The organism is Christiangramia sediminis, assembly GCF_020552705.1.
GTDB classification, from domain to species: domain Bacteria; phylum Bacteroidota; class Bacteroidia; order Flavobacteriales; family Flavobacteriaceae; genus Christiangramia; species Christiangramia sediminis.
The window spans coordinates 690,030-716,459 of sequence record NZ_JAJBZG010000001.1; the positions used below are offsets into that span (position 1 = coordinate 690,030).

The 26,430-nt window shown below is 34.8% G+C and carries 26 protein-coding genes; 10 read left to right on the top strand and 16 right to left on the bottom strand.

The window, feature by feature from the left end; genetic code table 11:
* Nucleotides 1-116: 116 nt before the first annotated feature.
* The 5 genes from LGQ90_RS03300 (at nucleotide 117) to LGQ90_RS15050 (ending at nucleotide 7,959) form a co-directional block, all read left to right on the top strand.
* On the top strand, nucleotides 117-3,974 hold the full coding sequence (locus LGQ90_RS03300; RefSeq protein ID WP_229338078.1) for a DUF7149 domain-containing protein: 3,858 nt from the start codon (nucleotides 117-119) through the stop codon (nucleotides 3,972-3,974).
* A gap of 77 nt (nucleotides 3,975-4,051) precedes the next feature.
* The gene (locus tag LGQ90_RS03305) at nucleotides 4,052-5,137 is read left to right on the top strand and encodes an ABC-three component system protein (protein WP_229338080.1); all 1,086 of its coding nucleotides are present in this window, start codon (nucleotides 4,052-4,054) and stop codon (nucleotides 5,135-5,137) included.
* Nucleotides 5,125-5,619, top strand: a complete 495-nt coding sequence (locus LGQ90_RS03310; protein WP_229338082.1) for an ABC-three component system middle component 2 — start codon at nucleotides 5,125-5,127, stop codon at nucleotides 5,617-5,619. The genes LGQ90_RS03305 and LGQ90_RS03310 overlap by 13 nt, the downstream gene beginning before the upstream one ends.
* Nucleotides 5,616-7,454, top strand: a complete 1,839-nt coding sequence (locus LGQ90_RS03315; protein ID WP_229338084.1) for a hypothetical protein — start codon at nucleotides 5,616-5,618, stop codon at nucleotides 7,452-7,454. Before LGQ90_RS03310 ends, LGQ90_RS03315 begins: the two co-directional genes overlap by 4 nt.
* Nucleotides 7,455-7,818: 364 nt before the next feature.
* Complete coding sequence (locus LGQ90_RS15050; protein WP_341481949.1) at nucleotides 7,819-7,959, top strand: hypothetical protein; 141 nt, start codon at nucleotides 7,819-7,821, stop codon at nucleotides 7,957-7,959.
* Nucleotides 7,960-8,011: 52 nt separating this feature from the next.
* Here the strand turns inward: LGQ90_RS15050 and LGQ90_RS03325 are convergent, their stop codons facing one another.
* The 9 genes from LGQ90_RS03325 to LGQ90_RS03365 are packed head-to-tail and all read right to left on the bottom strand — an operon-like array spanning nucleotide 8,012 to nucleotide 15,172.
* A complete protein-coding gene (locus LGQ90_RS03325; protein WP_229338086.1) occupies nucleotides 8,012-8,374 on the bottom strand; it encodes a hypothetical protein in 363 nt (120 codons plus the stop codon).
* 8 nt (nucleotides 8,375-8,382) lie between these two features.
* Nucleotides 8,383-9,240: a DUF4138 domain-containing protein gene (locus LGQ90_RS03330; RefSeq protein ID WP_229338087.1), complete on the bottom strand. Its 858-nt coding sequence runs from the start codon at nucleotides 9,238-9,240 to the stop codon at nucleotides 8,383-8,385.
* Nucleotides 9,241-9,252: 12 nt separating this feature from the next.
* Entirely contained in the window at nucleotides 9,253-10,179 is a 927-nt protein-coding gene (traM, locus tag LGQ90_RS03335) for a conjugative transposon protein TraM (protein ID WP_229338089.1), read from the bottom strand.
* The gene (locus tag LGQ90_RS03340; protein WP_229338091.1) at nucleotides 10,160-10,783 is read right to left on the bottom strand and encodes a conjugal transfer protein TraK; all 624 of its coding nucleotides are present in this window, start codon (nucleotides 10,781-10,783) and stop codon (nucleotides 10,160-10,162) included. The genes traM and LGQ90_RS03340 overlap by 20 nt, the downstream gene beginning before the upstream one ends.
* Complete coding sequence (locus tag LGQ90_RS03345) at nucleotides 10,783-11,619, bottom strand: hypothetical protein (RefSeq protein ID WP_229338094.1); 837 nt, start codon at nucleotides 11,617-11,619, stop codon at nucleotides 10,783-10,785. The genes LGQ90_RS03340 and LGQ90_RS03345 overlap by 1 nt, the downstream gene beginning before the upstream one ends.
* 6 nt (nucleotides 11,620-11,625) lie before the next feature.
* Nucleotides 11,626-12,183, bottom strand: coding sequence for a conjugal transfer protein (locus LGQ90_RS03350; protein WP_479875913.1), 558 nt, complete (start codon nucleotides 12,181-12,183; stop codon nucleotides 11,626-11,628).
* A 28-nt stretch (nucleotides 12,184-12,211) separates the two neighbouring features.
* A complete protein-coding gene (locus LGQ90_RS03355; RefSeq protein ID WP_229338098.1) occupies nucleotides 12,212-14,614 on the bottom strand; it encodes a TraG family conjugative transposon ATPase in 2,403 nt (800 codons plus the stop codon).
* Nucleotides 14,601-14,885 (bottom strand): hypothetical protein, encoded by a 285-nt coding sequence (locus LGQ90_RS03360; protein ID WP_229338100.1) that lies wholly within the window; start codon nucleotides 14,883-14,885, stop codon nucleotides 14,601-14,603. Before LGQ90_RS03360 ends, LGQ90_RS03355 begins: the two co-directional genes overlap by 14 nt.
* Entirely contained in the window at nucleotides 14,885-15,172 is a 288-nt protein-coding gene (locus LGQ90_RS03365) for a hypothetical protein (protein ID WP_229338102.1), read from the bottom strand. Before LGQ90_RS03365 ends, LGQ90_RS03360 begins: the two co-directional genes overlap by 1 nt.
* A 195-nt stretch (nucleotides 15,173-15,367) precedes the next feature.
* Between LGQ90_RS03365 and LGQ90_RS03370 the strand changes: the two genes are divergently transcribed.
* From LGQ90_RS03370 to LGQ90_RS03385, 4 genes are all read left to right on the top strand, one after another.
* Nucleotides 15,368-16,045 carry an N-acetylmuramoyl-L-alanine amidase family protein gene (locus LGQ90_RS03370; RefSeq protein ID WP_229338104.1) on the top strand — a complete coding sequence of 226 codons (678 nt, stop codon included), beginning with the start codon at nucleotides 15,368-15,370 and terminating at the stop codon, nucleotides 16,043-16,045.
* Nucleotides 16,046-16,107: 62 nt separating this feature from the next.
* The gene (locus LGQ90_RS03375; RefSeq protein WP_229338106.1) at nucleotides 16,108-16,485 is read left to right on the top strand and encodes a nuclear transport factor 2-like protein; all 378 of its coding nucleotides are present in this window, start codon (nucleotides 16,108-16,110) and stop codon (nucleotides 16,483-16,485) included.
* A gap of 51 nt (nucleotides 16,486-16,536) precedes the next feature.
* Nucleotides 16,537-16,965 (top strand): SRPBCC family protein, encoded by a 429-nt coding sequence (locus LGQ90_RS03380; RefSeq protein ID WP_229338108.1) that lies wholly within the window; start codon nucleotides 16,537-16,539, stop codon nucleotides 16,963-16,965.
* Between the two features lie 539 nt (nucleotides 16,966-17,504).
* Nucleotides 17,505-17,825: a hypothetical protein gene (locus tag LGQ90_RS03385; protein ID WP_229338110.1), complete on the top strand. Its 321-nt coding sequence runs from the start codon at nucleotides 17,505-17,507 to the stop codon at nucleotides 17,823-17,825.
* Between the two features lie 299 nt (nucleotides 17,826-18,124).
* Here the strand turns inward: LGQ90_RS03385 and LGQ90_RS03390 are convergent, their stop codons facing one another.
* On the bottom strand, nucleotides 18,125-19,180 hold the full coding sequence (locus tag LGQ90_RS03390) for an IS110 family RNA-guided transposase (RefSeq protein ID WP_229338112.1): 1,056 nt from the start codon (nucleotides 19,178-19,180) through the stop codon (nucleotides 18,125-18,127).
* Nucleotides 19,181-19,403: 223 nt separating this feature from the next.
* On the opposite strand from LGQ90_RS03390, the gene LGQ90_RS03395 reads away from it, so the two are divergent.
* Nucleotides 19,404-20,153 carry a DJ-1/PfpI family protein gene (locus LGQ90_RS03395; protein ID WP_229338114.1) on the top strand — a complete coding sequence of 250 codons (750 nt, stop codon included), beginning with the start codon at nucleotides 19,404-19,406 and terminating at the stop codon, nucleotides 20,151-20,153.
* A 128-nt stretch (nucleotides 20,154-20,281) separates the two neighbouring features.
* Here LGQ90_RS03395 and LGQ90_RS03400 read toward each other — a convergent pair whose 3' ends face one another.
* The 6 genes from LGQ90_RS03400 to LGQ90_RS03425 all read right to left on the bottom strand — a co-directional run bounded on the left by LGQ90_RS03400 (nucleotide 20,282) and on the right by LGQ90_RS03425 (nucleotide 26,365).
* Nucleotides 20,282-21,409 carry an endonuclease/exonuclease/phosphatase family protein gene (locus LGQ90_RS03400; protein WP_229338116.1) on the bottom strand — a complete coding sequence of 376 codons (1,128 nt, stop codon included), beginning with the start codon at nucleotides 21,407-21,409 and terminating at the stop codon, nucleotides 20,282-20,284.
* Complete coding sequence (locus LGQ90_RS03405; RefSeq protein WP_229338118.1) at nucleotides 21,406-22,062, bottom strand: ATPase; 657 nt, start codon at nucleotides 22,060-22,062, stop codon at nucleotides 21,406-21,408. The genes LGQ90_RS03400 and LGQ90_RS03405 overlap by 4 nt, the downstream gene beginning before the upstream one ends.
* Entirely contained in the window at nucleotides 22,046-22,693 is a 648-nt protein-coding gene (locus LGQ90_RS03410; protein ID WP_229338120.1) for a hypothetical protein, read from the bottom strand. Before LGQ90_RS03410 ends, LGQ90_RS03405 begins: the two co-directional genes overlap by 17 nt.
* A gap of 3 nt (nucleotides 22,694-22,696) precedes the next feature.
* Nucleotides 22,697-22,972, bottom strand: a complete 276-nt coding sequence (locus LGQ90_RS03415; protein ID WP_229338122.1) for a helix-turn-helix domain-containing protein — start codon at nucleotides 22,970-22,972, stop codon at nucleotides 22,697-22,699.
* A gap of 250 nt (nucleotides 22,973-23,222) precedes the next feature.
* On the bottom strand, nucleotides 23,223-24,044 hold the full coding sequence (locus LGQ90_RS03420; protein ID WP_229338124.1) for an RteC domain-containing protein: 822 nt from the start codon (nucleotides 24,042-24,044) through the stop codon (nucleotides 23,223-23,225).
* Between the two features lie 152 nt (nucleotides 24,045-24,196).
* A complete protein-coding gene (locus LGQ90_RS03425; protein ID WP_229338126.1) occupies nucleotides 24,197-26,365 on the bottom strand; it encodes a prolyl oligopeptidase family serine peptidase in 2,169 nt (722 codons plus the stop codon).
* Nucleotides 26,366-26,430 lie beyond the last annotated feature (65 nt).

Genomic DNA, 26,430 nt, shown 5'->3' on the forward strand with positions numbered 1-26,430 from the left:
TTCAATGATAATTATCCTCTTTTTCATCTTAATAGCTATCAACTTTTACTTGTTGAAAGCTTTTTTGTCTCCAATGTTAAGGTTTTGAATCTTCTTTATATATTGTTAAAAAATTAATGCAATTACAAATGGGCAGTATTCCCTACGCACTGCTCCAAAAAATAACCCATTTCTGCATGCAGCCTGAACAGGAAATCAATTCGGGGAACCTACAAATACTTAAACCAAGGAAGGCGCTCAACAAAGCTTTTCTTAAGGTGAAGCCTAACCGGTCCCAGATAGAACAATTCAAAGAGAATCTTAAGGAGTTGCTGGACAGGACCAACGACACCGAGTCTGAAGAGTTTCACAAGAACCTGGTCATAGATTTTTTAAAGAAGACCTATTACGATCCTAATCACTATATCAATACTAAAGGGCGTAATGACCTGGTGATCCATAACGGGAACAAGGCTAAAAGTGCGGTGGGGGTTATTATTGAAGCCAAGAAGCCTACTAATCGGGCAGAGATGCTCAGTAAGGAAAAGATTAATGTCAAGGCTTTCCAGGAGCTTGTTTTATATTATTTGCGGGAACGAATTACTCAAAAGAATCTGGAGGTTAAATACGTAATCGCCACCAATATAAATGAGTGGTTTATCTTCAATGCAAATGTTTTTGAAAAAGCTTTTGCTCAAAACAAAAAGCTGGTAAAACAGTTTGAAGATTTTGAAGCGGGAAGGCTGGCCGGGAAAACGACCGACTTCTTTTATAAGGAAATAGCAGAGCCTTTTATTGCTGAAATGCAGCAGGAGGTGGAATTCACCTGGTTCGATATTCGTAATTATGAGAGACCGCTTCGGAACAATAATCCAAAAGACGATAATAAACTTATCTCTTTATTTAAGCTATTATCACCCGAACATCTTTTAAAACTGCCGTTCACGAATGACAGTAACAGCCTGGACAAACGTTTTTACGGGGAGTTGCTGCATATCATCGGCCTTACTGAAACCAAACAGGGCGGCAAGAAAATCATTGAAAGGCAAAAGAAAGGTCAGCGTAACTCCGGCTCTTTCCTGGAAAATGCGATCATCCAGCTGGACAGTATGGATAAGATAGGCCGCTTGGAGAGTCCATCGCAATTTGGGGAGACCAAAGAAGAACGATTGTTCAATGTGGGACTGGAACTTAGCATCACCTGGCTTAACAGGATCTTATTCTTAAAACTGCTCGAAGCGCAGCTGGTTAGTTACCACAATGGCGACAGGTCTTATGAATTTTTAAGCCTGGACAGGATCCACAATTATGATGATCTTAATAGTTTGTTCTTCCAGGTTTTGGCGCGGCAATATTCTGAAAGAAACGAAGATGTAAAAGCACTTTTTGAAAAAGTTCCTTACCTGAATTCTTCGCTTTTTGAGCCTACAGATATTGAGCACGCTACATTGTTTATCAGTAATCTTCGTGATGATAAGACACTGCCTATCTATAGCGCCACCGTTCTAAAGGATAAAAAAGGTAAAAAACGCAGCGGGGAACTTAATGCGCTGGAATATTTATTTGAATTCCTAAACGCCTATGATTTTAGCAGTGAGGGCGGGGAAACCATACAGGAAGATAACAAAACGCTCATCAACGCTTCGGTGCTTGGGCTTATCTTTGAAAAGATCAATGGTTATAAAGATGGTTCTTTCTTTACACCGGGTTTTATTACCATGTACATGTGCCGTGAAACCATCAGGAAAGCGGTGGTGCAAAAGTTTAATGATACCAAAAACTGGGACTGTAAAAACCTGGATGAACTTTATGATTGTATAGAAGACCGTAAGGAAGCCAATGAGCTCATAAATAGTTTAAAGATCTGTGATCCCGCAGTGGGATCGGGGCATTTTCTGGTATCGGCGCTAAATGAGATGATCGCTATTAAAAATGATCTAAATATTCTGCAGGATCGCTCGGGTAGAAGACTGAAGGAATACCAGGTGGAAGTAGTGAACGATGAACTTATTGTTACCGACGAGGAGGGAGAACTCTTTGAATATAATCCCACGGCCAAAGAAAGCCAGCGCATACAGGAAGCACTTTTCCATGAGAAGCAACAAATCATTGAAAACTGTCTTTTTGGAGTAGATATAAATCCAAACTCGGTAAAGATTTGCCGTTTAAGATTATGGATCGAACTACTAAAAAACGCGTATTATAAGAATGAGACGGAACTAGAAACCCTGCCAAATATCGATATTAATATTAAATGCGGGAACTCACTGATAAGCCGGTTTGACCTGGATGCCGACTTAAGCAAGGCACTGAAAGAAAGTAAATGGAACATTGACAGTTACCGGGTGGCGGTAGATACCTACCGTAACGCCCAGAACAAGGAGCAGAAGCGGGAGATGGAAAAGATCATCCACGATATCAAGAACGATTTTAGGAGCGAGATCTCTTCCAACGACCCCAAAGTAAAGCGGCTGCAAAAAGTAAAAGGTGAGATCTTTATGATGAGCAATCAAACCCAGATGTTTGAAATGTCTAAAAGAGAAAAAGCCGCCTGGAACAAGAAGCTGAAAAAGTTTACAACCGAAGCAGGTAAACTGGAAACACAGATCCAGGAGATCAAAGATAATAAGATCTACGAAAACGCTTTTGAATGGCGTTTTGAATTCCCAGAGGTTTTAAATGAGGATGGAGAATATATAGGCTTTGATGTGGTGATTGGGAATCCGCCGTATATTTCTATTCAAGAGTTAAAAAAAATAGATCCAAATCAAAGTCTTTACTACTCAAAAAACTACCATACAGCAGCAAAAGGTAATTTTGACATCTATCTTCCATTTACTGAAATTTCATTTGCAATAACAAATCCAAAAGGAATAGTTGATTTTATAATGCCTTCTCTTTGGATTTACAATGATTACGGTGGTAATTTGAGAGGCTTACTTTTGTCAAATAATTATTTATCAAGGTTTTTGGATTTTGGCTCAAGCCAGGTTTTTGATGATGCTACAGTTTATACAGCCTGTCAACAATTCACGAAAAATGATAACCAAGGCTTTGAATATTCAAAAATTGAAGTTGGAAATTTTGGACAAGAAGTTTGGAATAAAATCGAGTATGCTGATTTGGGACCCTCCAATTGGAACTTAGCTACTCGAGAAGTTACTTCAATTTTAAAGAAATTAGAAAATGATTCCGAAAAACTCGGTGATCTCTGCTCTATCTTCGTTGGCATCCAAACAAGTGCTGATAATTTCTACCACTTGATTAGAAAAGAAAATGGAAATTACTATTCCAAAATTCTTGATAAAGAAATTGAGATGGAAGAAGATTTAATGAGACCTATAGTTACAGGTACTGACGCGAAGAGATATTTGCCTCCTCAAATAAAGAAATATCTTCTACATCCGTATAAAGAAACTGGATCTTACGATTTAATAGATCTCAACGAACACTCATTACCCAAGACATTCCAATACTTTAAAGCTAACGAAAATTTTTTAAGGAGTAGAGAGAAAAGTAAAATGGATCATGAGAAATGGTATGGATATAATTATCCAAAAAATTTGGAAAAGCAGACGATTCCTAAAATTGGAATTGCACAGACGGTTCAAAATTTACAATGTTTCTTGGATGAAAAAGGTGAATATTATTTCCATAATGTTAGAGTAAATGGTATTTCACCTCTAAATGAAACTTTAAAACCAAAATATCTTTTAGGGCTACTGAATTCTTCTGTATTGAACTTTTATTTCACTAATACAGCCAAACCGAAAGACAATGGTTATTATGAAGCAAATAAACAGTTCATTTATCCTTTACCAATCAAATTTGCAACCGATTTTATTCAAGAGCAAATCATTGAATTAGTAACCCATATTCTCGAACTTAAAATTGAAAACCGCGCAGCCGACACCTCTTTATTAGAAGCAGAAATTGATCGGCTAGTCTATGAGCTTTATGGGTTGACGGAGGAGGAGATTGAGATTGTGGAATAGGAAAACGAATTTCTTAATTTCTAGAAATTAGTTCAAAATAGAGTATATAGAGTAATGTCGGTCATTATAAATATAATATGAGTAAATATCATAATATACCCAAACCTAAAGGAAAAGGTAGACTTTCAACCAATGACATACTTGGCGGTCAAATTACGCCTGCAATTGAAAAAATGAGAAGTTTATCCGAAGATGAATTCGAAGACTTAGTACTTGAATGGGCTGATGGATATTTGAAGAACAAATATGATAAAATAAGACAATATGGTGGTTCTGGAGATAAAGGCAGAGATATAGTGGGATTTTACCAAAATGGTGATATCGATATTTATCAATGTAAACACTACTCAGCAATCTTATCACCTTCTTTATTTTGGATTGAGCTGGGTAAACTATGTTACTATACCTTCACAAACCAATATAAAATTCCAAAAGCATATTATATAGTTACTACTAAAGGAGTCGGAACAAAATTGTTAGATTACATTAATAATCCAACTGAATTCAATGACTTACTTATTTCAGAATGGGAAGATAAGTGTGAAACTAAAATAAAATCTACAAAAACAATCCTAACTAAGGAATTTAAAGAATACATAGAAAATTTTGATTTTTCGATAATAAAAGATAAATCACCATTAGAGCTTATTAATGAGCACAAGCAAACTACTTACCACCCACAGCGTTTTGGAGGTGGGTTAATCAAATATCGAAATCTTATACCAAAACCAACTAAAAAAATTCAAAAACACGAGCTGCGTTACACTACCTTATTATTTGATGCATATTCAATTAAAACAGGTGTGGACATAAAAAATCAAATAATTTTAGGAAATACAGACAAAGAGTTAACGGAGCATTTTGAAGACGAAAGAACTTCATTTTACTGCACCGAATCCTTAGATAGATTTAGTAGAGATAATTTTGCCGATTTGACAACACCACCATTTGAAGAAATGAAAGAAGATTCTTTACTAGTTATTAAATCAAAATTAAGATTAAGTAGTTATGTGGAAGCTTTGGATAGATTAGAAGATGCTAAATTGGAAATACTATCTCAGCAATTTTCAAGCAATCCATTACATAAAGAAATCCGCAATCTTGACAAGGTCGGGATGTGCCATTATTTAGCCAATGAAAAAAGTATAAAATGGAAAAAGTAAACTCCAAAAACAAAGTTTACAATAGCAACATTGAAATTGCTATTAGAATACTTGTCATTCTCTTAAATCTTCCATTAAAAAGATCTTCAACATATAAATTGATGGTTTTGGACCATATATCGTTAAACACATATGATGTAGGTGGACCAGCTAGCCTTCATGCACCAATACCAAACAGAGGTGTTCAAATATATTCTAGAAAAGAAATATTAAATGAAAGTATAAAGTTGTTGATATCAAAAGACTTGATTAGTATAAATCCGTCTAAGAATGGTTTGCTTTATGAAATAACAGAGAACGGTATTAATTATTTAAAATATTTTGAGTCAAAATATTTTAATAAATTAAAAGATAAAGTTGAGTGGACATCTGAGAAATTTGGAAATTTATCAGATGGTGATTTAAAAACTTATGTTAATCAAAATTTATCCAAATGGGGAGAAGAATTTATGACTGACGGTAATCAAGCAAATCAGGTATGAAAGGATTTTGGATATATAAAATAATAGCAAGTGGTGAAGACAAAGAAGATGCTTCAATAACTTTAAAAAAAGGAGCGAATATTATTACAGGCCCTTCAGATACAGGAAAGTCCTATTTATTTTCAGTTATTAACTATATATTAGGACGAACTGCTCCCCCTGATGATGATATTCCAGAAGGTGTGAACTATGATATTTTTAGCTTAGAAATAGAAACTTTTGAATCAAGCGACAAATTTAAACTTCAAAGAAAATTAGGTGAAAATAAAATTGCTGTTTGGAATATAAATGCACCAGAACAAAGGAATGTTTTAATTGATACATTTAGTACAACTGCTAACTTATCTAATGAAAATCATATTTCTAATTTTCTTCTTAATCTTTGTGGTTTAAAGAATAAAATTCTTTTAAAAAACAGATTAAAAGGTGTGAAAATACCCTTAAGTTTTAAAAATTTAATTCAATTTACCAATATTGCTGAAGATAGAATAATTACGAAAGGTTCACCATTCTATTTTACTAATGTTAACTCACTTCATACAGTTGAACAATCTATGATAAGTTCAATATTAGAGGAAACTGATTTTTCAAATGTTGATTCAATTGAAGACCCAAAAAAGAAAGAAACAAAAATTTCAGGAAAATTAGAATTTATAGATAAACAAATTGTCGATTACTCAGAGCAAAGGCAAAAGTTGGTTGAAAAATTTGAAAAGCTTATTACAAATAAAACTTCATTGGATAAAGCTCTTATAAATGACCAAATTCAAAAACGAATTGAGGATTCGTATAATTTAGAATCGCAAGTAACTAAATATTTAAATGACGTTAATTCTGTTACAGAACAAAAAATTTACTCCTTAGAATTAATAAAAAGATTTGAAATACTCGAAAGACAATATTTAAGTGACTTAGATAGGCTCGCCTTCATTCTGGAAGCAGAATCACTTACATCACAATTGCCCAGCCAATTATGCCCAATCTGTTCAAATCCAATGAATAATGATGAAATTCAGCATTTAAATGAAATAGAAAATTTTAAAGAAGGAGTAATTGCGGAGATAGCTCTTATTAAAGAAAAATTAGAAGACCTAAAAGAGAGTATAACTGAGTCCGAAGAAAATGTTTTAAAGCTTGAAGCTGAATCAAATAACCTAAAAAAAACTTTAGAAAAATTACAAAACCGCTTAGAAAGTATAAAACCAGAGATTCAGAATTTAAAAACTATTCTAAATGATTATATAGAAATTGAAAAAATTAGTAATTATATAGAATTTATTGATACGGAAACTACTACTCTTTATGAAACAAAAGATTCTCTGGAAATTTTAAAATCTGAAAAAGAATCAACGGACATAGTAAATGTTTGCGATTATGAAATTTTAAAAAAGCTATCGGGATATATTGAGCAGAGATTAAACACTTGGAACTATAATGTTAATCCTAAAGTAATATTTAACTCAGATTTTAAAACATTCGATATTGTTATTTCCAATAAAAGTAGAGGTAGTTATGGGAAAGGGAGAAGAGCAATTTCTTATACCGCTTGTTTATTAGGTTTCTTAGATTATTGTTTAGATGAAAAAAAGAATTTTAGCAACTTTATAGTTATTGACTCACCTTTAACAACATTCAAAGACAAAGAAGTTTCTGAAATTGAAGATGACTCGATTGAATTAGATGACTTATTTTTTGATGACATCAGAAAAACTTCGTTAGAAAGTCAATTAATAATATTTGAAAATAAGATTCCAAAAAAAGTAGAAGGTATTAACATCATTGAATTTACAAAAAGCAAGAATCAAGGTAGATATGGGTTTTTTCCAATAGAATGAAATAGATCCAGCACAACATCTGTTGCTGAGTTGAATTTCCTAATCTTGAATATGCTACATTGAAACGGTGAAAGAAAGGTAAAGCTGAAAAGAATAAAATAAATCAATTATACCGTGAAACTATACCACCAAATTAACAACGCTTCGCTTTCCAATTTAAAGGAGAAACTCTTCAAACTAGAGAGTTGAAGCCAATCTACAGGAGGTGATGGGACTGCAGTTGGTAAAGTCGGAATTCAGTATTAAAAATAAGAGGATAGATACCCTGGCATTCGATCTGGAAACGTAAGCTTTTATCATTATCGAGTATAAATGGAATAATAACATCAGCGTAGTAGACCAGGGATTTACCTACCTGAGTTTAATGCTGGAAAATAAGGCAGACTTTATTATTGAGTACAATGAAACCTTAAAAGGTAGCCTAAAGCGTAATGAAGTGGACTGGACACAAACCCGGGTTGATTTTGTTTCCACCGGCTTTACAGAAAACCGCAACCAACTTTAAGGATATTGCCATTGAGCTTTGGGAAGTAAAGCCGATTTAAGAAAATAATAGTTTAAAACGGACTCTTCTCCCTCAATCCAGTCTCCGTAACCTTCCACATTCCATCTTCCTGGATCAGCTTAAATGTTTCAGGATTATCTTCAAAATTGGTACTGAATTTAACCCAGGCGGTTTTGTCATCCATAGATTCCTCCAGCACCTTAAAATTCGATGCAGATGAATTTTGAGATTCAAACATATCCTGTACAGATATGAAAGATTCATAACTTGCTGAAGTGGTATATTTTTTCAGCTGCGAGTTATCCTTAGAATAAAAACTTTCCACGACTTTCTGAGCAGTCATCGCAGGGCTCATCTGGGATTCCGCACAGGAAATACACATAGCCAGAATCAAGATAAATACATGATTTTTCATAATCAATACTAATTAGGGTTATTAACGAACCGCTGTTTTATTTTCAATTTCATATTCCGTTCGCCGTTCCTTTCATTTAAATCCAGCATCACTAATTTATCATCAGCAATCGAGAATTTTGGCATTACATATACAAAACGGGCGGTTTCCCCTACTCCAATCTTATCCGGCATTTCATATTTAAAAACCGGATCCATATTCAGATTTTGCATAGATTTCTTTTTTCCATTTTTTCGAGTTTTTACCGAAACCTTCAAAAAATTTACTTCGTAATCGATGGCCGATCTGTTTTGTATTTCCATAACAAAGTATAAATGCTCATTATGGAATACAATATTTTCAAGCTTTAAAACAACTTTTTCATTCCGCTTGCGAAGCTTTGCAGACTTTGAACTCTTATTCAACAAATACGAACTAAACTTATCGAGATAAAGTCGGTCATTCAATGATGGTTTTATTTCAGCATTGAGAGGTAAATCAGTCTCGATTTTAACATTTCCAGAATCAACCACCACCCTGTTAACATTGCCTATACTTCCTGACTTTTCAATAAAATAATTAAGGTTTTGAAGCTCTTCGGAATACTTAACAATATACGAAAAAACAGCCCCTGAATTACTGATAAACAGCAAATTACTTTCTTTTCCTGGAGTTGCCTGAAGCAGTGCAAATGTCTGTTCTTTTTCCCTATTATAGGTCAATATAAAATTATCGGAGCCTGCAATTCCCTGTTGGATTGGCTCCGGAAAAAATAGTGCCACGTTTTTGATATCATTAGCGTAAATAGTATCTAATTTCACCTGAGCATTTATCCGGGAAAAGGAAAAAGCGACAAGAATGATTGATAATATGAGTGAATTTTTCATGATTGAAGTGTGTTAATGAGTCTTTAAAATGAGTTTATAGTTATTGGTGATAGTGACTTTAATATTTTTGTTATCTCTTTGGAATATTTTTTTAATTCCCGAAATCTGCGGAACTCCGGTTACATTGATATCTTCCACCACATCACTTATGACTTCCCTGGTGGCATCATTGCGGAAACTATTTTCAACATAGATTCCTTCACTGCCATCCTGCAGGTCGAAAGCTTTTAATTTCACTGGTTGATGTTGGATGTTTTCAATTTCAATTAACGCCCTATTTGGCTTAAAACTGATAAACCCATAGATAAGGGTGTTTTTCTGAACAGATTTAGCATTTATCACTGCATTTTCTATCAGGCGCATACGCAGTCTGGAATTAGTTTTAACCACCTGTTCGCCATCTACTTCTACGTAGATATATGGATCTGTATTGATTGAAGCTACCTCCGTTTTATTTTTCAAAGGTTGTGTAGAGAAGAATAACTGATGTTTCAGCCCAATTTTTTTAGTTTCCAGACTTTCCTTTATCTCTGGAATAATGGAATCGGCTAATTGAACTTCAGGTTTTCTTAACTCAGTGCTTGCTCGTCGAAAGCTGTTCTCGTTATAATCGATCCTACCAGATTTATAGATACTATCAACGATCCGCTCCTTTTCCTTGCTTTGAAGATCCGGATCATAAAAGCCCAGGGAATCGATCAGTCTTTCATCATAAATACTGGGAGCATTGGTTTCCCTGACCTCCTTCAATGCATTAATGGCATCGAGTTTTGATTTGTACTGCTCCTGCTCTTCTTCCAGTTCCGGTACGTTGGTTTGTTTTAGTTGTTCAAATTCTTCAGAATCATCACCCAAAACCAAAACGGAATAGGAAACGATAAAAATGATTACAAATGCCAGTATACTCCCGAAGACGACTTTATTCTTTTCTATTTTCATATTCGATCTTTTTTAAACTGTTTTCAAAATAATTGGTGATTAAAATTCCGTGGGTATTATTCGGGAAATTGCGATCCACCTGAATCAGATTACCGGTAGAGACCAGTTCATAGGTATCTACAATACTTCCCCGATTAATTTCAAAAATGGTAGTGGTTTTAAATTGGAACGGCTCCTGTTCCAGGTCAAGTTCAGAGTTTATGCTCAACACATTTTGTACGAGGGAATATTGAAGTAAGCGATTATAAACTCCATCGGCTTTCTTCTGTCGGTACACATTGTCCACCGAACTATTCCCCAACCAGAGGGCTTTCTCGAGATTCTTTTCGTAATTACTGGCATCGATATCATAAAAATTTCGGTGAAATAATTCCAGATGTGCCAAGGCTTCAACCTTAAGATTTTCCTTTTGGCTTACCCACTTTAGCGGAATCACAGCTCCATCTGTACTTACTGCAAATGCATTATTAAGAGCTTCCCGGTGCATATCATATACCAGCCAGCCAGAAAACAGGCTGATAACAACTGCTCCGCATACCACCGTAATTACTATAAGGCGGTTGATTTTTAAAACACTGAAAATATTGTGATAAGCTGTTTTCATTAGGCGGTAAAGAGTTTAAAGGTGAATGATGTGGCACGGGTATAGAGTTTGAATTTCAGAAATACGATAAAGGCTATAGACCCGGCTTCTACAATGATTTTTATAATTCCATTATCGGTTGATGATCCTAGTAAGTTCGACCAGAAATTGATGTTGATTTCCGCATAAAGCTCATTTACAAATATGTTTACCAGGAAAAAGGCAGGAACGAGCATATAAACCGCGGCATACATCCTGAAAAAATTATAGGCCATACTTCGGAATTTCTCAAAAACGGCCAGGCTGATAACTAAAGGGAAAAAAGCCTGCATGATGCCAAGTAGAAAATAGCGTTCCGCCAGAAACAACGGATAAATAAAAAGATCTAAAACCCATAAAAACAATCCGATTATAAATGAGATCACTTTGACCGGGTAAAGCGGAGTTACCAGAGCTTCATATAATAAAGCCATCGCCTTTTTTGCAGCTTCTATAGCACCTACATCCTGTTCGATATCAATATCCTGTAGCTGAAGTGGTATAAGCGCAGGTGCTGTATCGCGATAATTAGATTCAATTGCCACCAAAATACCGTCGAAGACACCCAGCACCTGCGTTGAAAATATGACCAGTAAAACGATTACAAAATTTTTAGCGAGTTCTCCAGGGCTCAATCCCCAGGTATACCCATCCCTGTCTGCAATTCCTTCATTGTATTTTTTTAAAATATTTACCAGGAAAAACATCACCCCGAGACTTTTCATCCCGGCTATGGTGTATTGCGAAAAATCACTGCTTTTGATCGTCTGAAAAACAGCATCCACATATTCCAGCCCTATTCCTAAAAAAACTCCCATAGCCTTTTAATAGTCAGTTTCCCTGTTGTTGATTTTATCCTGCATTTCCCGAAAGGAAATGATATCGCGATAGCGCTGGGTCTTCTGGTTGATCTCGGCCACCATTTCTTTAGAATTCATTTCCTTTTCTTTAAGGATGGCCGCTCTTTCAGCATCGGTCATTTTTAAATAATCGCTGGAGAGTATCTGGTCTATAAAATCCAGGTCTTCCAATGAGTTTTCAATAATGGAATTAAAGGAATCTGAAATACGGTTCACTTCCTCCGGTTTGATATACGGTGAATTCAAAATCTCCCTGAGATCATCCCGAACTATATCAAAAAGCCGTTGATTATTCTCTGCAATCTCCTGGACCGCTTTCAACTGTTTTACAACACTATTTACCTTCTCCAGATTCTCCTTTTGTTGCTTCAGGAAATTGACAGTTTTCAGTAACTGTGAGGTTTGTTTGGCCGATTCTATAAGCGATTTTGCAAGGCTTATAAAATTGGTGTTGTCATAAACAGGCATTCCCTGGCTCGCAGCCCGCGCGGGCATTATTAAAGCAATTATTATTGCCAGCATTGCAATTTTAGTTTGATGATTCATAGTTTTAGTTTTTTGATGTGAATTCAGTTATTGCTTTTTCCATATTAGAATGTTTTTCATAAAGCCTCATGATCTCTTCATTCTCCCATCCATCTGTCAGATAGGCTGCATATGCTTCTTTCGGTACTTCCAGGCGGAAAATATTGCTCTCCTTACCGATTTTTATAAATATTTCAGTGTAGATCCTGGGGCCGACAAAGTTGTTTTTAATAGATTTCAGCTGATTTAAATCATGCATGGAAAGGTTCAGACGCTTTTTCAACTCGTCATATCCCTTTTCATTTTGGAGGCTATAAATGACCTGTGTGTTCTCCAAAATACTTGCTGAAGTGGAATTATTGGGAAGCTGATTGATGGATTGAAGTATGATCCCTATTGCCCCATTCTGTTTACGGATAGCCTGGTAATAAAATTCCACGCTTTCCAGGACATTTTCGAATTTTAGTTGTTTAGCAAATTCATCAAAAAGGATAATTCCCTTTTCAGCACGGTTTCTCCAAATTGTCCTTTGTATAGCAGATTTAATTAATTTCAGCATTACAGAAAGGATCTCCTTGTTATCCTTGACTTCATCCAATTCAAAGACGATAAGTCTTTTATCTTCAATTTTATAGGTTAGATCTAATCCTTCTTTAAACAGGAAACTATAAATTCCATTTCCAACATACTCAGACATGATGTGGAGGAAGTCGGTTATATTGAAATAATCCGGATGAACTTTTAATTGAACATGTAGATCATTTTGATTCTCTTCTATAAAGCGATAAAAACTGCCTAATGAATGTGGGATAGGAACATTCTGATAATAATGGAGTAAGATCTTTTTAGTGGAAACAGATTGCGCCTTAGTTACTTTCAAACCGGAAGCGAACAGTTCAAAAAGGAAATCTGCCAGATCTTCCAGACGCTGAGGAGTCAGATCTTTCAGATCATTTATATAAAAGGGATTGATACCTAAATTTGTTCCCTTTTTATAGCGTAGAATAGCATAACTGCCAGGGTATAATTTGGCAAATTTGGCATAAGAGCCTCCAAGATCAATGATCACCAGACGTACCCCGCTTTCAAAATACTGACGGAGAATATTATTGGCCAGAAAGGATTTGCCTTCTCCCGTAGGGGCAAAAATTGCAAAATTTCTCGCCTTGATCCGCTTTTTTTTCGCATCCCATACATCCTTAAAAACCGGGATATTATATTCCCTGTCATTAAAAATAATTCCGGTTGAATCTGATTTATAATTTGTATTATTTATTAGCATACACAAGGCATGCTTTAAATCGGTGACATATAAATCTTCATTTGAAAAATTGGAGGAAAAGCAGAAATAGCTGTTCAGGAAATAGTTCTTACGTTCTTCACCACCCGGATAATACGGTATGATATCCAGTTCTTTAAATTCAGACTTTATCCTGGAAGTTATCCTCTGCAACTTGCTGGCATCATCGGTCCAATAAATGATATTCAAATGCCCCCGGATAATCCTGGAACTATCATCATTATTTATCTGATCCTGTATATGCTGAATTTTCTGAAGAACCACTTTATTCTGTGATCCGAAATTGGAACTTTTGCTGAGCTCTTCTATTTTTTTGTCCAGCAGCTTTCTCCATTTTTGTTTATCGTCCAGATAAATGATCTGGTTTACAATATGGTTTTCATTTAAGGTCAGGCCTAAGCCGTCAATAAAGCCCTGGTGAAAAATGAAATCATCCGAGGTGAAATGCTCGTTTCTTTTGCTGCTTTGAACACTTTCCCCGAAACACAATTCACTGTTTATGGATAATAAATCGAAATAATTATCGCCAATATGGATGCCTGATTTATCAAGCAATATATCTGTGTCACAAGCTTCATTGAAACCATTGAAATAGGATTCACTAAAGCTTTTGATTTTATCTGCGTTAAGCGGAACTAAACTGATTTTACGGCTATTATTGATGTATGAAACCGAATCTGAAACCGTACTTACAAATTCCTGGATATTCTCCTCTAGTGTCTCAGGAATCGCTTTTAAAACATTTCTGAAAGGATTTTTATATTTCGCATTGTTCAAAGTTTTGTTTTTTGTCAGTACGAAAAACAAATAGCTTTGGTGATCTATATACTCCCGCCCTTTAAAATGATCGTGTGTAGCCTTTTCCAAAAAAGTTTTATCAGGCAGCTCTTCTGAAGAATACTTCTGTTTCAAATAAACATCCTGTTTGTGAATAACACAGGATGCAGGTAGTGACTTAAACGCTTGAAAAAAAGTACTGTGCAGTTCATCAAAATCCTTTTCTGATAATGAATAGATTTCTGGAAGCATAACTTGGTAGCAAAGAATCAGATTCCCATTACTGGCAAAAACCAAATTCTCCTGAATATCTGAGATCGGCGAATAGGATGCGAGGTTAATTTTCTTCATAATTCAAAAGACTTAATTTCTTATTGCTGATAATACCTGGAAAGACACTTGAGAATTGAAAGAGCCTGGGATTGTTGGAGATTCTGGTCAGGACTATATAGAGGACGGTATTACTAATACAGACTCCAACGATTACGGTCAAACTGAAGGAGAAAATAATTACCATAAGGGAACCTACGATAGAGATCATCATCAATGCGAACATGGTGATGGGAAGTCCCCAAATCATGGCTCTTTTTCTAATATTTCTATATACCTCAAACTGTTTCATTATACAACGATGCTTATGAGGTAAGTAAAAATTCCTACTACTGCTCCGGCGATGAGTACAAAAACCAATACACGGGTAATTCCCTTTTTCAAATCGGCATTTTCACCAAAAAAATGACCCGCATTGAAAAGAAATCCCACCAGAAAGATCACTCCGAGAATGATTGGAAAAATGGTTCTAATAGTGTCGGAAATGTCTGCGACAGAATTTTCTATTCCGCCTATTTGTGCGAAAAGAGGAATAGTAAAAAGGGACAAAAAAAGCGTGGTGTAAATAGATCTTTTCATGATGTTTCGTTTTTTGACTGTTTATTAAAACAGGTCGTTGATGACTACTTGATGAATGGATTTTTATTGAATCTATTATGAAACTGGAGGGCTCATTTTAAATGTTCAAATTTTAACTTGAGTTGATGTTAAACTTTGAGATATTCTCATTAAAACTTTTGATTGACTGAGTTTTGAATAATCAAATAAGAAATTATGAAGCTCATAAAATCAATCTTCGGGATCTTTTTCATGGCAGGAATAATCCTAACGCCCCAGTATATTTCTGCGCAATTAAAAAGCAGTGAGAAAATAATTATTGTTGTTGATCCCGGACATGGAGGCAGGGATTCCGGAGCTATAGGAGTGAATGGGATCCAGGAAAAAGAGGTCGTGCTGAAATTAGCGCTGCATATGCAAAAGCTAAATCAGGAAGTCTTCCAGAATAAATTTGAAATTTATCTTACGCGCTATTCAGATACTTTAATTTCTCTAAGCGACAGATCTAAAATTGCCAGATCGCTGAATGCAGATCTATTTATTTCCCTGCATTGCAACCACTCCCCTGTTCCGGGTTCGAGAGGAATTGAAGTTTATGTTTCACGGAAAATTGGCATTAATCAAAACGAATCTATCTACTTAGCATACCAAATTGAAAAATCAATCGCTCAAAGGACTGGTATAAAGAGCCGAGGAGTAAAATTTTCAGATTTCCAGGTTCTTCGGGAAACAACTGATATTTCCTCATCTGTATTGATAGAATTAGGTTTTTTGAGTAATTCGGATGAGGCAGATTATTTAAGAGATACAAGTAATTTTGTAGTTTTATGTTTGGGAATATTAAACTCTATAAATAAAGTAGACTTGCGTTTATCCCGGAACATACTCGAATAAAAGTGTATATTGCTCCGCATATAACGAGTTGGCAACAAGCTTTTAATGAAAATTCTGCTCAAATGATTAAAATAAATATTGGTCCGGATTGTGGAAATTCTCCAAAAAAACAATTTCTAAAAGAAATAAATATTGCTTTTGCAAAAGGTGATTCTGATTTTCTAATCGCGAGTGTATCCGACAAAATTATTTGGGATATCATCGGAGACAGAAAAATTGAAGGAAAAGAAAATTTTGCTGAGGAACTAGAAAAAATGAAATCACAAAAGGCATCCGAACTAATTATCAACCGAATTTTAACTCACGGAAAAGAAGGTGCTGTAAGTGGAATTATGAAAATATCAAACGATAAAAAATATGCATTTTCAGACTTTTACGATTTTAGTGGAGCAAAAGGTGCAAAAGTGAAAGCCATTACCTCATACATAATTGAAATTTAAATTAAGTTAGCAATCAATTATAATCACGGATTGGATATTAAAACTAACAAGATGAAAAATAAAAATCCCGGAACAATAACAGTTAAAACAATTATTAGAGCAGACATTAATAAAGTTTGGAATAGCTGGACAAATTCGGAGCACATAACTAAGTGGAATTTTGCAAATGACGAATGGTGCTGCCCAAATGCCGAAAATGACTTAAAACCAAATGGTAAGTTTTCCTGGAGAATGGAAGCAAAAGATGGAAGTGCCGGATTCGATTTTACTGGAGAATATGAAAAAGTGATTGAAAAAGAATTAATCACTTATAAAATGTCTGATGGTAGATTGGTAAGAATTGATTTTGTGGAAAATGGAGATAAAGTAACTTTAAGTGAAACTTTTAATGCAGAAGGAACAAACTCAGATGAACAACAAAGAGCAGGATGGCAAGCAATTTTGGAGAATTTCAAAAAATATGTAGAAGCGAAAAAATAAAAAGCCAGTTGCCAACAACGGCTCATCGCAAATAACGGGTAGTTTGCTGAAAATTGCTATTTTAGAAACCAATTATTAAACAATTAATCCGACTAATCCGCATCCTAATTCCCGCAACTTGCGATAGCCGGGACCGTTGGCAAAAATTTATCTGAAACTAATAGATGAATAATTTAAATTAAATATTTAAGACTAAATTGTTCTAAGAAAATCATTAAAAACCAGATTTGAGTTTCGTTTTGAGTATTTTGAAGAATAATTAAAAAAATTTATATAAATATAAAAGTTCAAAAACGAGAAGTATTAATTAAAGATATCAGTCTAAATGATAAAAGTTTTAAAATATCTTTATGTTTTAAGTGTACTTTACTTCACAGGATTATTTCTATTTGTAATACTAAATATAATCCTACGTGGAACAGATATCTTTAATGTTAGTATTGAAGATGTTTTATATATTTTATTAATTCCTTCTCTAATATTGTTGGCTTCAAAGATTTTAATAAACCGTATGAGTTAAGTAAATTCTAAAGTAAAAAATGAAAAATCCATATGCAATAATCTTCTCTGGATTCATATTCATATTAATGGGTATTGGTGACAATCAAATAGAAATAATTCCTTCTGAGATAAAATTGATCTCTGGATTTTTAATCATATGTTACGGTATATTTCTCTTTAATAAAAACAACTCGAAAAATGATAAATCAATAGTAGAAAATAAAAGGAAATTTAAGACAAGATATTCTTTCATCTATTTAGCAATAGGTGCTTTACTCTTAAAAAGTTCCAAATTTATTTTTCCTGATCAATATTTAAAATTGAATATTATAACAACAAGCTCCTATGAAAAGCAATAATCGCTTCTCTCAAATTTAATATTTTATTTTCTCTTATCTCATTATGATGATGATTTTGTAGTGTTGAATTGGTTGACAAGCCTTTTCACTCCTCGAGTTGCTTGTCAATAATTCAATACTTAATAACCTGCCCGGGCTCCTATTTGTGGTCATTTGTTTTTGAAACGCCACCTGCATCGCTATGATTCCGGTTATATAATCCTGTCCACTTGCTCATAAAAATGTGATCCACTATGGTCACCACCGTTGTTGTGTGATACAGGATAAGTTTGTCTAGGGCTTGGTCATTTATATTATTTTCATGCTACCACTCCTATCACATAAGGAGTTTCTGTTTTTATAACTGCTAAAGTCCGACTCAGTAACTTATGAGCCACCTTAATAATGATCTTCTTACTATCTTTTCCAACATGCTTACGGTAATAGGCCTGCATGATAGGATCTGTTCGTACAGCCTGCCAAGAGGCTTCTACAAAATAGGATCGCATTAAACGCTGAGCCCTGGGGGTCATCCCGGTGGTTCGAGAAGTAGTCCCACTCTGATAGATACCAGGTGCTATTCCAACATAACCAGCCAGATGCTTCAGGGTATTGAAACGTCGCAGGTCACCTAATTCGGCTAGAATACCAGCTGCCACGATACCACCGATTCCAGGAACACTCTTTAGCAAATAATAATCCTTTTTATAGTGCTTGCGCGCGTAAGACCGAAGCTGATTTGAAATATGACGAAATTCCTGGTCCAGAAACCGAAAACTTCGAAGTTTACTAGCCAGACTCTCGTTAGCCGTCCCATGGGAGAATTCCTGAACTTCCAGCCAATTGCGAAAGGCATGGCTCCAGTGATTATTATCGAATTCTGCAGGAAGCTTTACTCCAAAATACAAGAGTTGCATCTTGATCATACTTTTGATCCGGCGAAGATCCTTGCTCAGACTATACCGTCTTCTAAATAAGCTTCGAAAACATTCCTGTTCTTCCCCAACAATTCCGATACTATCCAGACGCCCATCTTTGAGTTCCCGACTAATGAGTTGGGCATCGATACGATCGGTCTTGGTATACTGTTCTTTTCCCTTACGATGGATATCTGCTGGATTTACTACCAGGGACTGCCATCCGTAAGATTCAAACTCCCGGTGTGCAGCATAGCCAAAGCATCCTGCTTCGTAGGCAATACTAACCTGGTGATCCGGATAATGCTTCTGGACATATTTATAAAGAATCTCACAATGGGGCTCCATACTGAAGGATTTACCAGAAAAAAGATCAGTACTACAGTGAATCTTCCAGCTTGACTTGTGGATATCAAGCCCAATGAATAACTTTGGTAAGGCAGTAACTCGGGTTTCCATATCTTTAATGTTTATCGTGAATTTTAAAGATAACCGATTACTGCTTTTTCATTGATGCTCATCGCAAATAACGGGTAGTTTGCTGAAAATGGTTATTTTAGAGACCAATTATTAAAACAACTAAGCCGACAACTCCGTGTCCCTTACTCCGCCAACTTGCGATAATCGAGACCGTTTTGGGCACAATACCAGAAAAAACCGATCTTTGTAAGAAAGTTTGAAAATGGGAAATATTAGATTAATAATTACTTTAATTTTTACATCGTTATTAATTGGTTGTAATACGGAAAAAACAAAAGTAGAAGATCCAGAATTCACGAAAACCGAACAAAAAGGTGATACGCTGATCAAACACTTGAAGCCATTTAAAAAAGATTTACCTACCATAGGTCTATTGATGTATAATGGAGTTTTACAAAGTGAGGTAATAGCAGCATCAGACGTATTTGCAAAACCATCTGAGGACGGAAAACAACTTTTCAATGTAATTACGATTGCAGAGACTAAAAATCCAATCACAACGGAAGAAGGAATTAGAATTATTCCAGACTATACATTTAAAAATACGCCAAAATTAGAAGCCCTTTTTGTTCCTAGTGCTTATGATGTGTATGCACAAGTTCATAATGATAAGATTGTAAATTTCATAAAAGAAAAAAATAAAGAAACTAAATATACTGTTAGTAATTGCGCAGGTGCTCAATTAATAGGTAAATCTGGAATTGCGAACGGACACAAAATTGTAACCTGGATTGGAGGAGGAGAACAATTACAAAAGGATTACCCGGAATTAAAAGTTCAGAATGATAGCCTGGTAACTTATGTTAAAGATGGAAAATTTCTATCTTCAAATGGAAATTTAGCTAGTTACATTTCAGCATTAAATTTAGTTGAAATAATGACAAGTCCAGAACATAGAAAATTTGTAGAATCTTATTTATATCTGGACAGATTACAAAATTGGAAAAAGTAAGTACTGTGCCCAACATCGATTCATCGTAAGTAATGGTTTACTCGAAAAAGTCTAATTTTAAGAACTAGGGAACCAACAAGTTCTTGTCTCTCGAGAATTTCAGGGTAATATCTTTAGATTTATTTTTTTTATACATCTATCTCCACCCAAATCGCAGGATGCTCACTGGCAGCCTGATTTTTTATTTGCATACTGGGATAAATAGACCACATAGGCTGATTTTCAGGCCATACTCCCCTCCTATTTAATCCACATTTTATCACTTTGGTAAAAAGTTCTGGGGACAGTAATAAATAATCCTTTTGTTTAATATTCACTCCTTTCTGGTAAGCGCCCAGGCTAAAATAGCCAGCGTCTTTCCCTTTATCATAGTCCACTTTAAAGGAATGGTGTCTGGTAACATCTCTTAAATTGGTTTCCTGCAGAAGGGGTATTATAGAATTACTAAAACATGCGGCATTGAGGGTACCAACTAGGGCTATATAATTTTTGCCTTCCTCAAGTAAATTCATGTATATCTCTGCAGCTCGTTCAGCCTGTTTTCTTCTATAAATTTCTGAAAGATCATTAGCAATCCCGGTTTCCTGTAAATGAGCGGCAAGAATGAAAATTGTATTTCCTGCTTTGGTCCTGATATCATATTCTAACAAGTCTTTATTAAAAATGTTTCTTCCTGAGATATCCTGGTCAAAAATATGACTTCTCACAGACCTAATTTCAAACCCTTTCCTGGTCAAAATCCCAATTTCCCGACCTCTCTTATCATTTCCCTGCACCACAAAAGAATCCTTAAATGGAGTACAGTTAAATTTAGGCAGTAAAATCGTATTAAATTCCTCCAAGGAAGCCCGATCTTCAATTTCCTGCAGAATGAGGATATCCGGATTTATATCTGCAATTACCCTCGCTTTGTTTTCAATTGCTAAAGGCTCTATGGGAACATTTTGCAAGGCTATCCACCCATTCCAGTCGGTAAGTTCCCCTGCTTTTAATTCTTTTGAATAATTCATTCCTTTAAGAAAAAGAAAACCCGATTTTCTTTTAACAACAGCATAGGGTAATTGCAGTGAATTATCTATTCCTAACATACATGAGAGTTCTCTTAGACGTAGGTTATCCTTATCCGTTCTTTTGATTTTCGCCATTAATTGATCTATCTCTATAGTCCATTCTGCTGAGCAATCATCAAAAGGTTTATCCAATAAACTTCTATCTCTATGAAATAAATTCTGAATATTAAAAGTTGCTATTTTCATTTTCTTTTGTCTTTTGTTTTAAAATCAAAAGCGATTAGATTGAATAAGATTTTCATTCTGCTTCTTACCCTTGTGCCATACTTATTTTCAAATTCCTTAGCAATTAGATTAGTAGTTCCATGAGTTTTTAAATTTGTTTCTAGAAACAGTTCATAACGAGACACCATAATTTCACCTATTACGTTGCAATCCCTCCCGTAGTATCTTCCTACTGGCTCCATACCCATATCATCAAAGCAGAAATAGCTATCATCCCCATAATCCTCAATAGTTTTATAACCAAGATGGTTAAAGGCAAATACTACATTTCTACAGGGCATCACCACATAACTTCTTTGATGGGGCACCATGAATCGCATAAGTTTCATCAGGCTTGTTTTTCCACATCCTACAGGGCCTGTCAGCAAAATTCCTTTATCAGGATCTATTCCTAATTTTTCGCAGTTTGCTTGATCTTTTATAAAATAGTTAGATAGCTTAAACAGAACCTCTTTATCCTCTTCATATATTTTAAAATGCTGCCCAAAAAGCATTTTACCTTTGGCTTCGAGATAGATAAGGATTTTTGGAAAATCGTAGATTATCTTCTTACCATCGAACCTTCCAAGGGAATATTCAATTCCATCTTCCAAAATACTAGAGGGGTTCGGCATAATTCTTATATTTAGTTGTTTTTAGGTTGTCACTATTTTGAAATACTGATGACTGACTTTGGAATTCGTTTACTTTCAACATCCAATTTTCAGCAGTTGCGTGCCAATTAGTAATCGTTATTTTCCCTCTTACTAACCATCCAATTGAAGTGTAGTGATTGTAGAATTTTCGCGCCTCCAGTTCAGGCCAATTTTTATTTCTAAAAAAAATTAAAACTTCATTTTCATTTTGCGGGAGCTCTAGTTTATTAATGTTTTTATTTTGTTTATTTAAGTTTACTAAAGGAGTTAATGCTTGTTTTGAGGTTGATTCAAGCTTGTTTACTACTTGTTTAGAGCTTGCATCAAAAATGAACATCCTAACTCTACTCCCCTTATATGGATTATGAGAAGGCAGATATTGAATATATTTTTGATCGTGTAATTTTCTCAGACATCGATGGTAAGTTGGATTGGAACCAATTTTGGCCATTTCCATGATTTCATCTCTATGGATATAGAATAATTCTTTAAAACGGTGAATATTCCAGGATTGAAATAAAGCCATATATACACTGATATGAGTGGCATTAAGGCTGGAATCCTTGGAGAATCTCTGAAATATCGCATTCAAGTGTTTTATATAATTCATGGCTTATTCATTTTGGATTAGATTATCTGCCAATATTTTTTGAATAATAGCTGAATCATAGTAAATAAGCCCTCCAATCTTGCTATACGGTAGTATACCCTTAGTTCTAAAACCATTCAGAGTTCCGGCGCTAATCTTAAGCATTTCTATGACTTCGGTGGATTTGAGCCATCTTTTAGAAATATTTCCAGATTCCTTTTCGAGTAGTTTCTGAATTTCTTCCAGGAGCTCCATTTTAAACTCCATTAAATCATCTGTAGTAATAATTGATGTTGGCATAATAATTTTGTTTTTAAACAATCCCACCGCAGATTATAAAGTTTAAAGCAGTGGGATTGGAATTAATTTTCATTACAAAATTGATAGATACCAATTGAAGATTTAGCCAAGTAATAACCAACTTGGTAAAATTATTTTTCAGGGAAATAGTGATATAATTAGATATAAAATAAAGAGATTCCTAAAAGTCTGGAATGTAATTCCATAATTCAAGTAAAATACCCACTTGGCTTCACCTTGGTTGTTCAGTTCATGCATCGAGTTCTTCCATATATTCAAGCATGGAATTTCTCATCTTGTCGATAAATTTTAAAGGTTCAGAGCGACCCCTAAGCCTTGAAAAGGTATGAGGGTAGTCTCCCAAATCTAAGCCTGTTAAAGTCTCAAATATTACCATAAGTTCTTTCAGGGTGCTATTCCCATTATTTACACTGCCACTTAAATGTAGGGCATAGATCAGTTCTGTTAGTGCAACCTTAGAAGAAGTCCAGTTTATTTTTACCGGTTCTTCAAAAGCTATAGAAGAAGTTTGTTTATCCTGGGATAATTTGTTCAAATATTCCAGCAAGAAATTCCGGGCATTCAGCTCACTTAATAGCAAATCGTGGGAGGAGCTAAATAAAGGATCTCTTTCATATTGATTATAATTTGCAATATGATCTTTACTGAAATATTTTCGGGTAAAATAGATCTCATCGAGGTATTCTTGATCCAGTGCGATATACTGAAGAAAATTTTTATGCGCAGAAAGGAAACTATTTATTTTTTGAATTTTTTTTCGGATAAATTTCGACCGTAAAGATTCGCCTATAGATGAAATTTCCAATTCAATAGATAGCAAGTTTTCGTAATAAATCTGATATGTTAAAGGAATCGTTTTCTGTTCTCTAAAAAACTGAATTTCTGAAGGAGTATCCGGGAAGTCTTTTAAATAAATCTCTTTCCGATAAATTTCTAATACTTTACGACAGTAGTTAATTACTTCGAAGTATGCAGTATTCTTATTTAGGAATGTCTGCTCAATTTCGTGGATCTTATTTTTTAGCTCATACTCGGTAATAAGAAAATCCATTAGATTAATATTTAAAGAATACTACCTTAAATATCCTGCAATTCTTCCACTTTATATAATATTAGAAATCTGCCTTTATAAATGAATGCGTTGCATTTATAAACAATCGGAAAGAGAAAGAAGAAAAAATATTGTTAACCTGGACGAAATAACTAATGCTTCATATTGGATTTGGCGAAGCTGAAGATTTTACTATACAGTTGGACAGATTCATCATAATCACCAACGGATTCATGCCCATTTTGATAATTGATATCCATTAAAACAGGATTGTTTGTATGATTGCTATTTTGCAGTTTAGCAATATATTTACCACTATCCCATAATGGAATGCGGTCATCGTTATAGCTTGGCATGACAAGAACTGCCGGATAAAGCATTTGAGACCGTATGTTTAAGTATGGATCCATTTTTAGGAGACCTGTAAATTCTGTACTGTCTTTAACCGTTCCGTACTCAAGGTAACTTGTACTGCTTGCGGTACTGGAAGATTCTAAACCAAGAGGATTCAAACGTGGAACTTCTGCTATAAAGGAAGAAAAGAGATCGGGACGTTCATTTACAGCCATTCCGGCAGTGATCCCTCCTGCACTGCTGGTATAAAGAGAAATTAATCCTGCTTCTGTCAAATTTAAATTTATTAGAGCTTCGGTACAGGCGATAAGGTCTTTCCAGGAATTATATTTAAGATTCTTCATTCCCTGTTCGTGCCATTCCTTCCCTTTTTCACCACCACCTCTAACATGAGGAAAAGCCAGAACACCCCCCTGTTCAGCCCAATCTAAAAATATAGGAGAGAAAAAGGGACTCATACTTTCCCCGTAGGCCCCATAGACATAGATAAATACCTCATTTGCTGAATTTCTCTCCATACCTTGCTTATAAACAAGCGATAAGGGAACTTCTACCCCATCATGGGAGGTAATCATTATTTGCTCAGTTATAATGTTTTCAAACTCTGGATAAGTCAATAGAGGTGAAAGAACTTCTCTTGAAAAACTTCCATCTTTGTGTATTAAATAACGGGTATAATCGGTAGTCCAACCATCCAATCCCACTCCAATGTTATTGTGCATTATAGATCCCCCAAAAAAGGTAGCATAACCGGGATCAAAAGGAGGTTGTAATTGTTGTATCTCATTTGAAGAGTTGAGGACGTATAAAGAAACATTCGAGCCATATAAGGACCGTGCATAATAGATATTGCTCTTAGTTACCTCAAATTTAATTATAGGGTTATCAGTACTTCCTTCTGCTAAAATAATCGGGTTATTGAAATCAGGATTTTTGATACTTACTTTTCCTAATAAATTTCCTTTTAAATTTCCTTGGCGAAAAATAAAATCTCCACCACGAACCTCACCCTGATCATAAAATATCGCGTCTTCCTTTTTAAAAAATGGTTTCCAATCTGGTTTTCCTTGTAAAACATCTGAAATTGTAGCTATGTAGCTGTCATAATAATCATCAGAACTGGCTACATAACCAATTATATGTTTATCCAGGCTCGATCCTATTTTTACTTTAGGGTAAAAATCTTCAGAAATTAGTAAGTCTTCATTTGTCTGAAAAATCGGTATCCTGCTTTCGGGATTCTTACCTAATTTATGAATAACAGAAAAGGAGTTCTTCTTATATTCGGGTTGGGTTTTATCTACTTCAGGAAAATATAAATAGATAAATCCGGAACTGTCCGGCAACCATTCTATTCCTCCAAAATCTGGATTGATTTTAGTAATTACGTCTTCTAAAACCTTTTTCTTTTCAAGATCATAGATTAAAACCTTACTGGAAAAACCACCATTTTCATTAAACCCTATTGCTATCTTTTTGCCGTCAAAGGAGGGTTTGAGATAGGTAATTGATAAATTCTCTCCGCCGTACTGAAAAGGATTATACAATTCTTTTTCATTGTCAGCCAAGTTCTCCCTAAAAAACAACTTTTCATATCCCAGACTATCATCATATTTTAAATAAAAATAATTTCCTGCTTCATTAATCCTAATCATACTCACGGAAGATTCAGCATTATTTTGCAATTTTCTAAGCCTTTCCAGGTAATTCTTCATTATATCATTGGCAGCAAAATATGATTCAGCTAGCGAATCCTGGGCTTTGAACCATTCCTTCACTACGCTATCTTCAAGCTTATTTAAATTTGAATACTCGTCTATAATCTTAATTCCATAATGTATTTCGATAGCAGGTTCTTTAGAGATTTTGGGATAAACCAATTGATTGTCTTTTCCTTCCTGGGCAAAAGAAACCGAAAGGAATAACCAGAAAAAATAGAATTGAAAAAGTCTGATAATGTTTTTCATATTTTCGTTCTTTAAAAAATTCCCGAAACAATATTTTGATCCGGGAATTTTTTTACGAATTAATA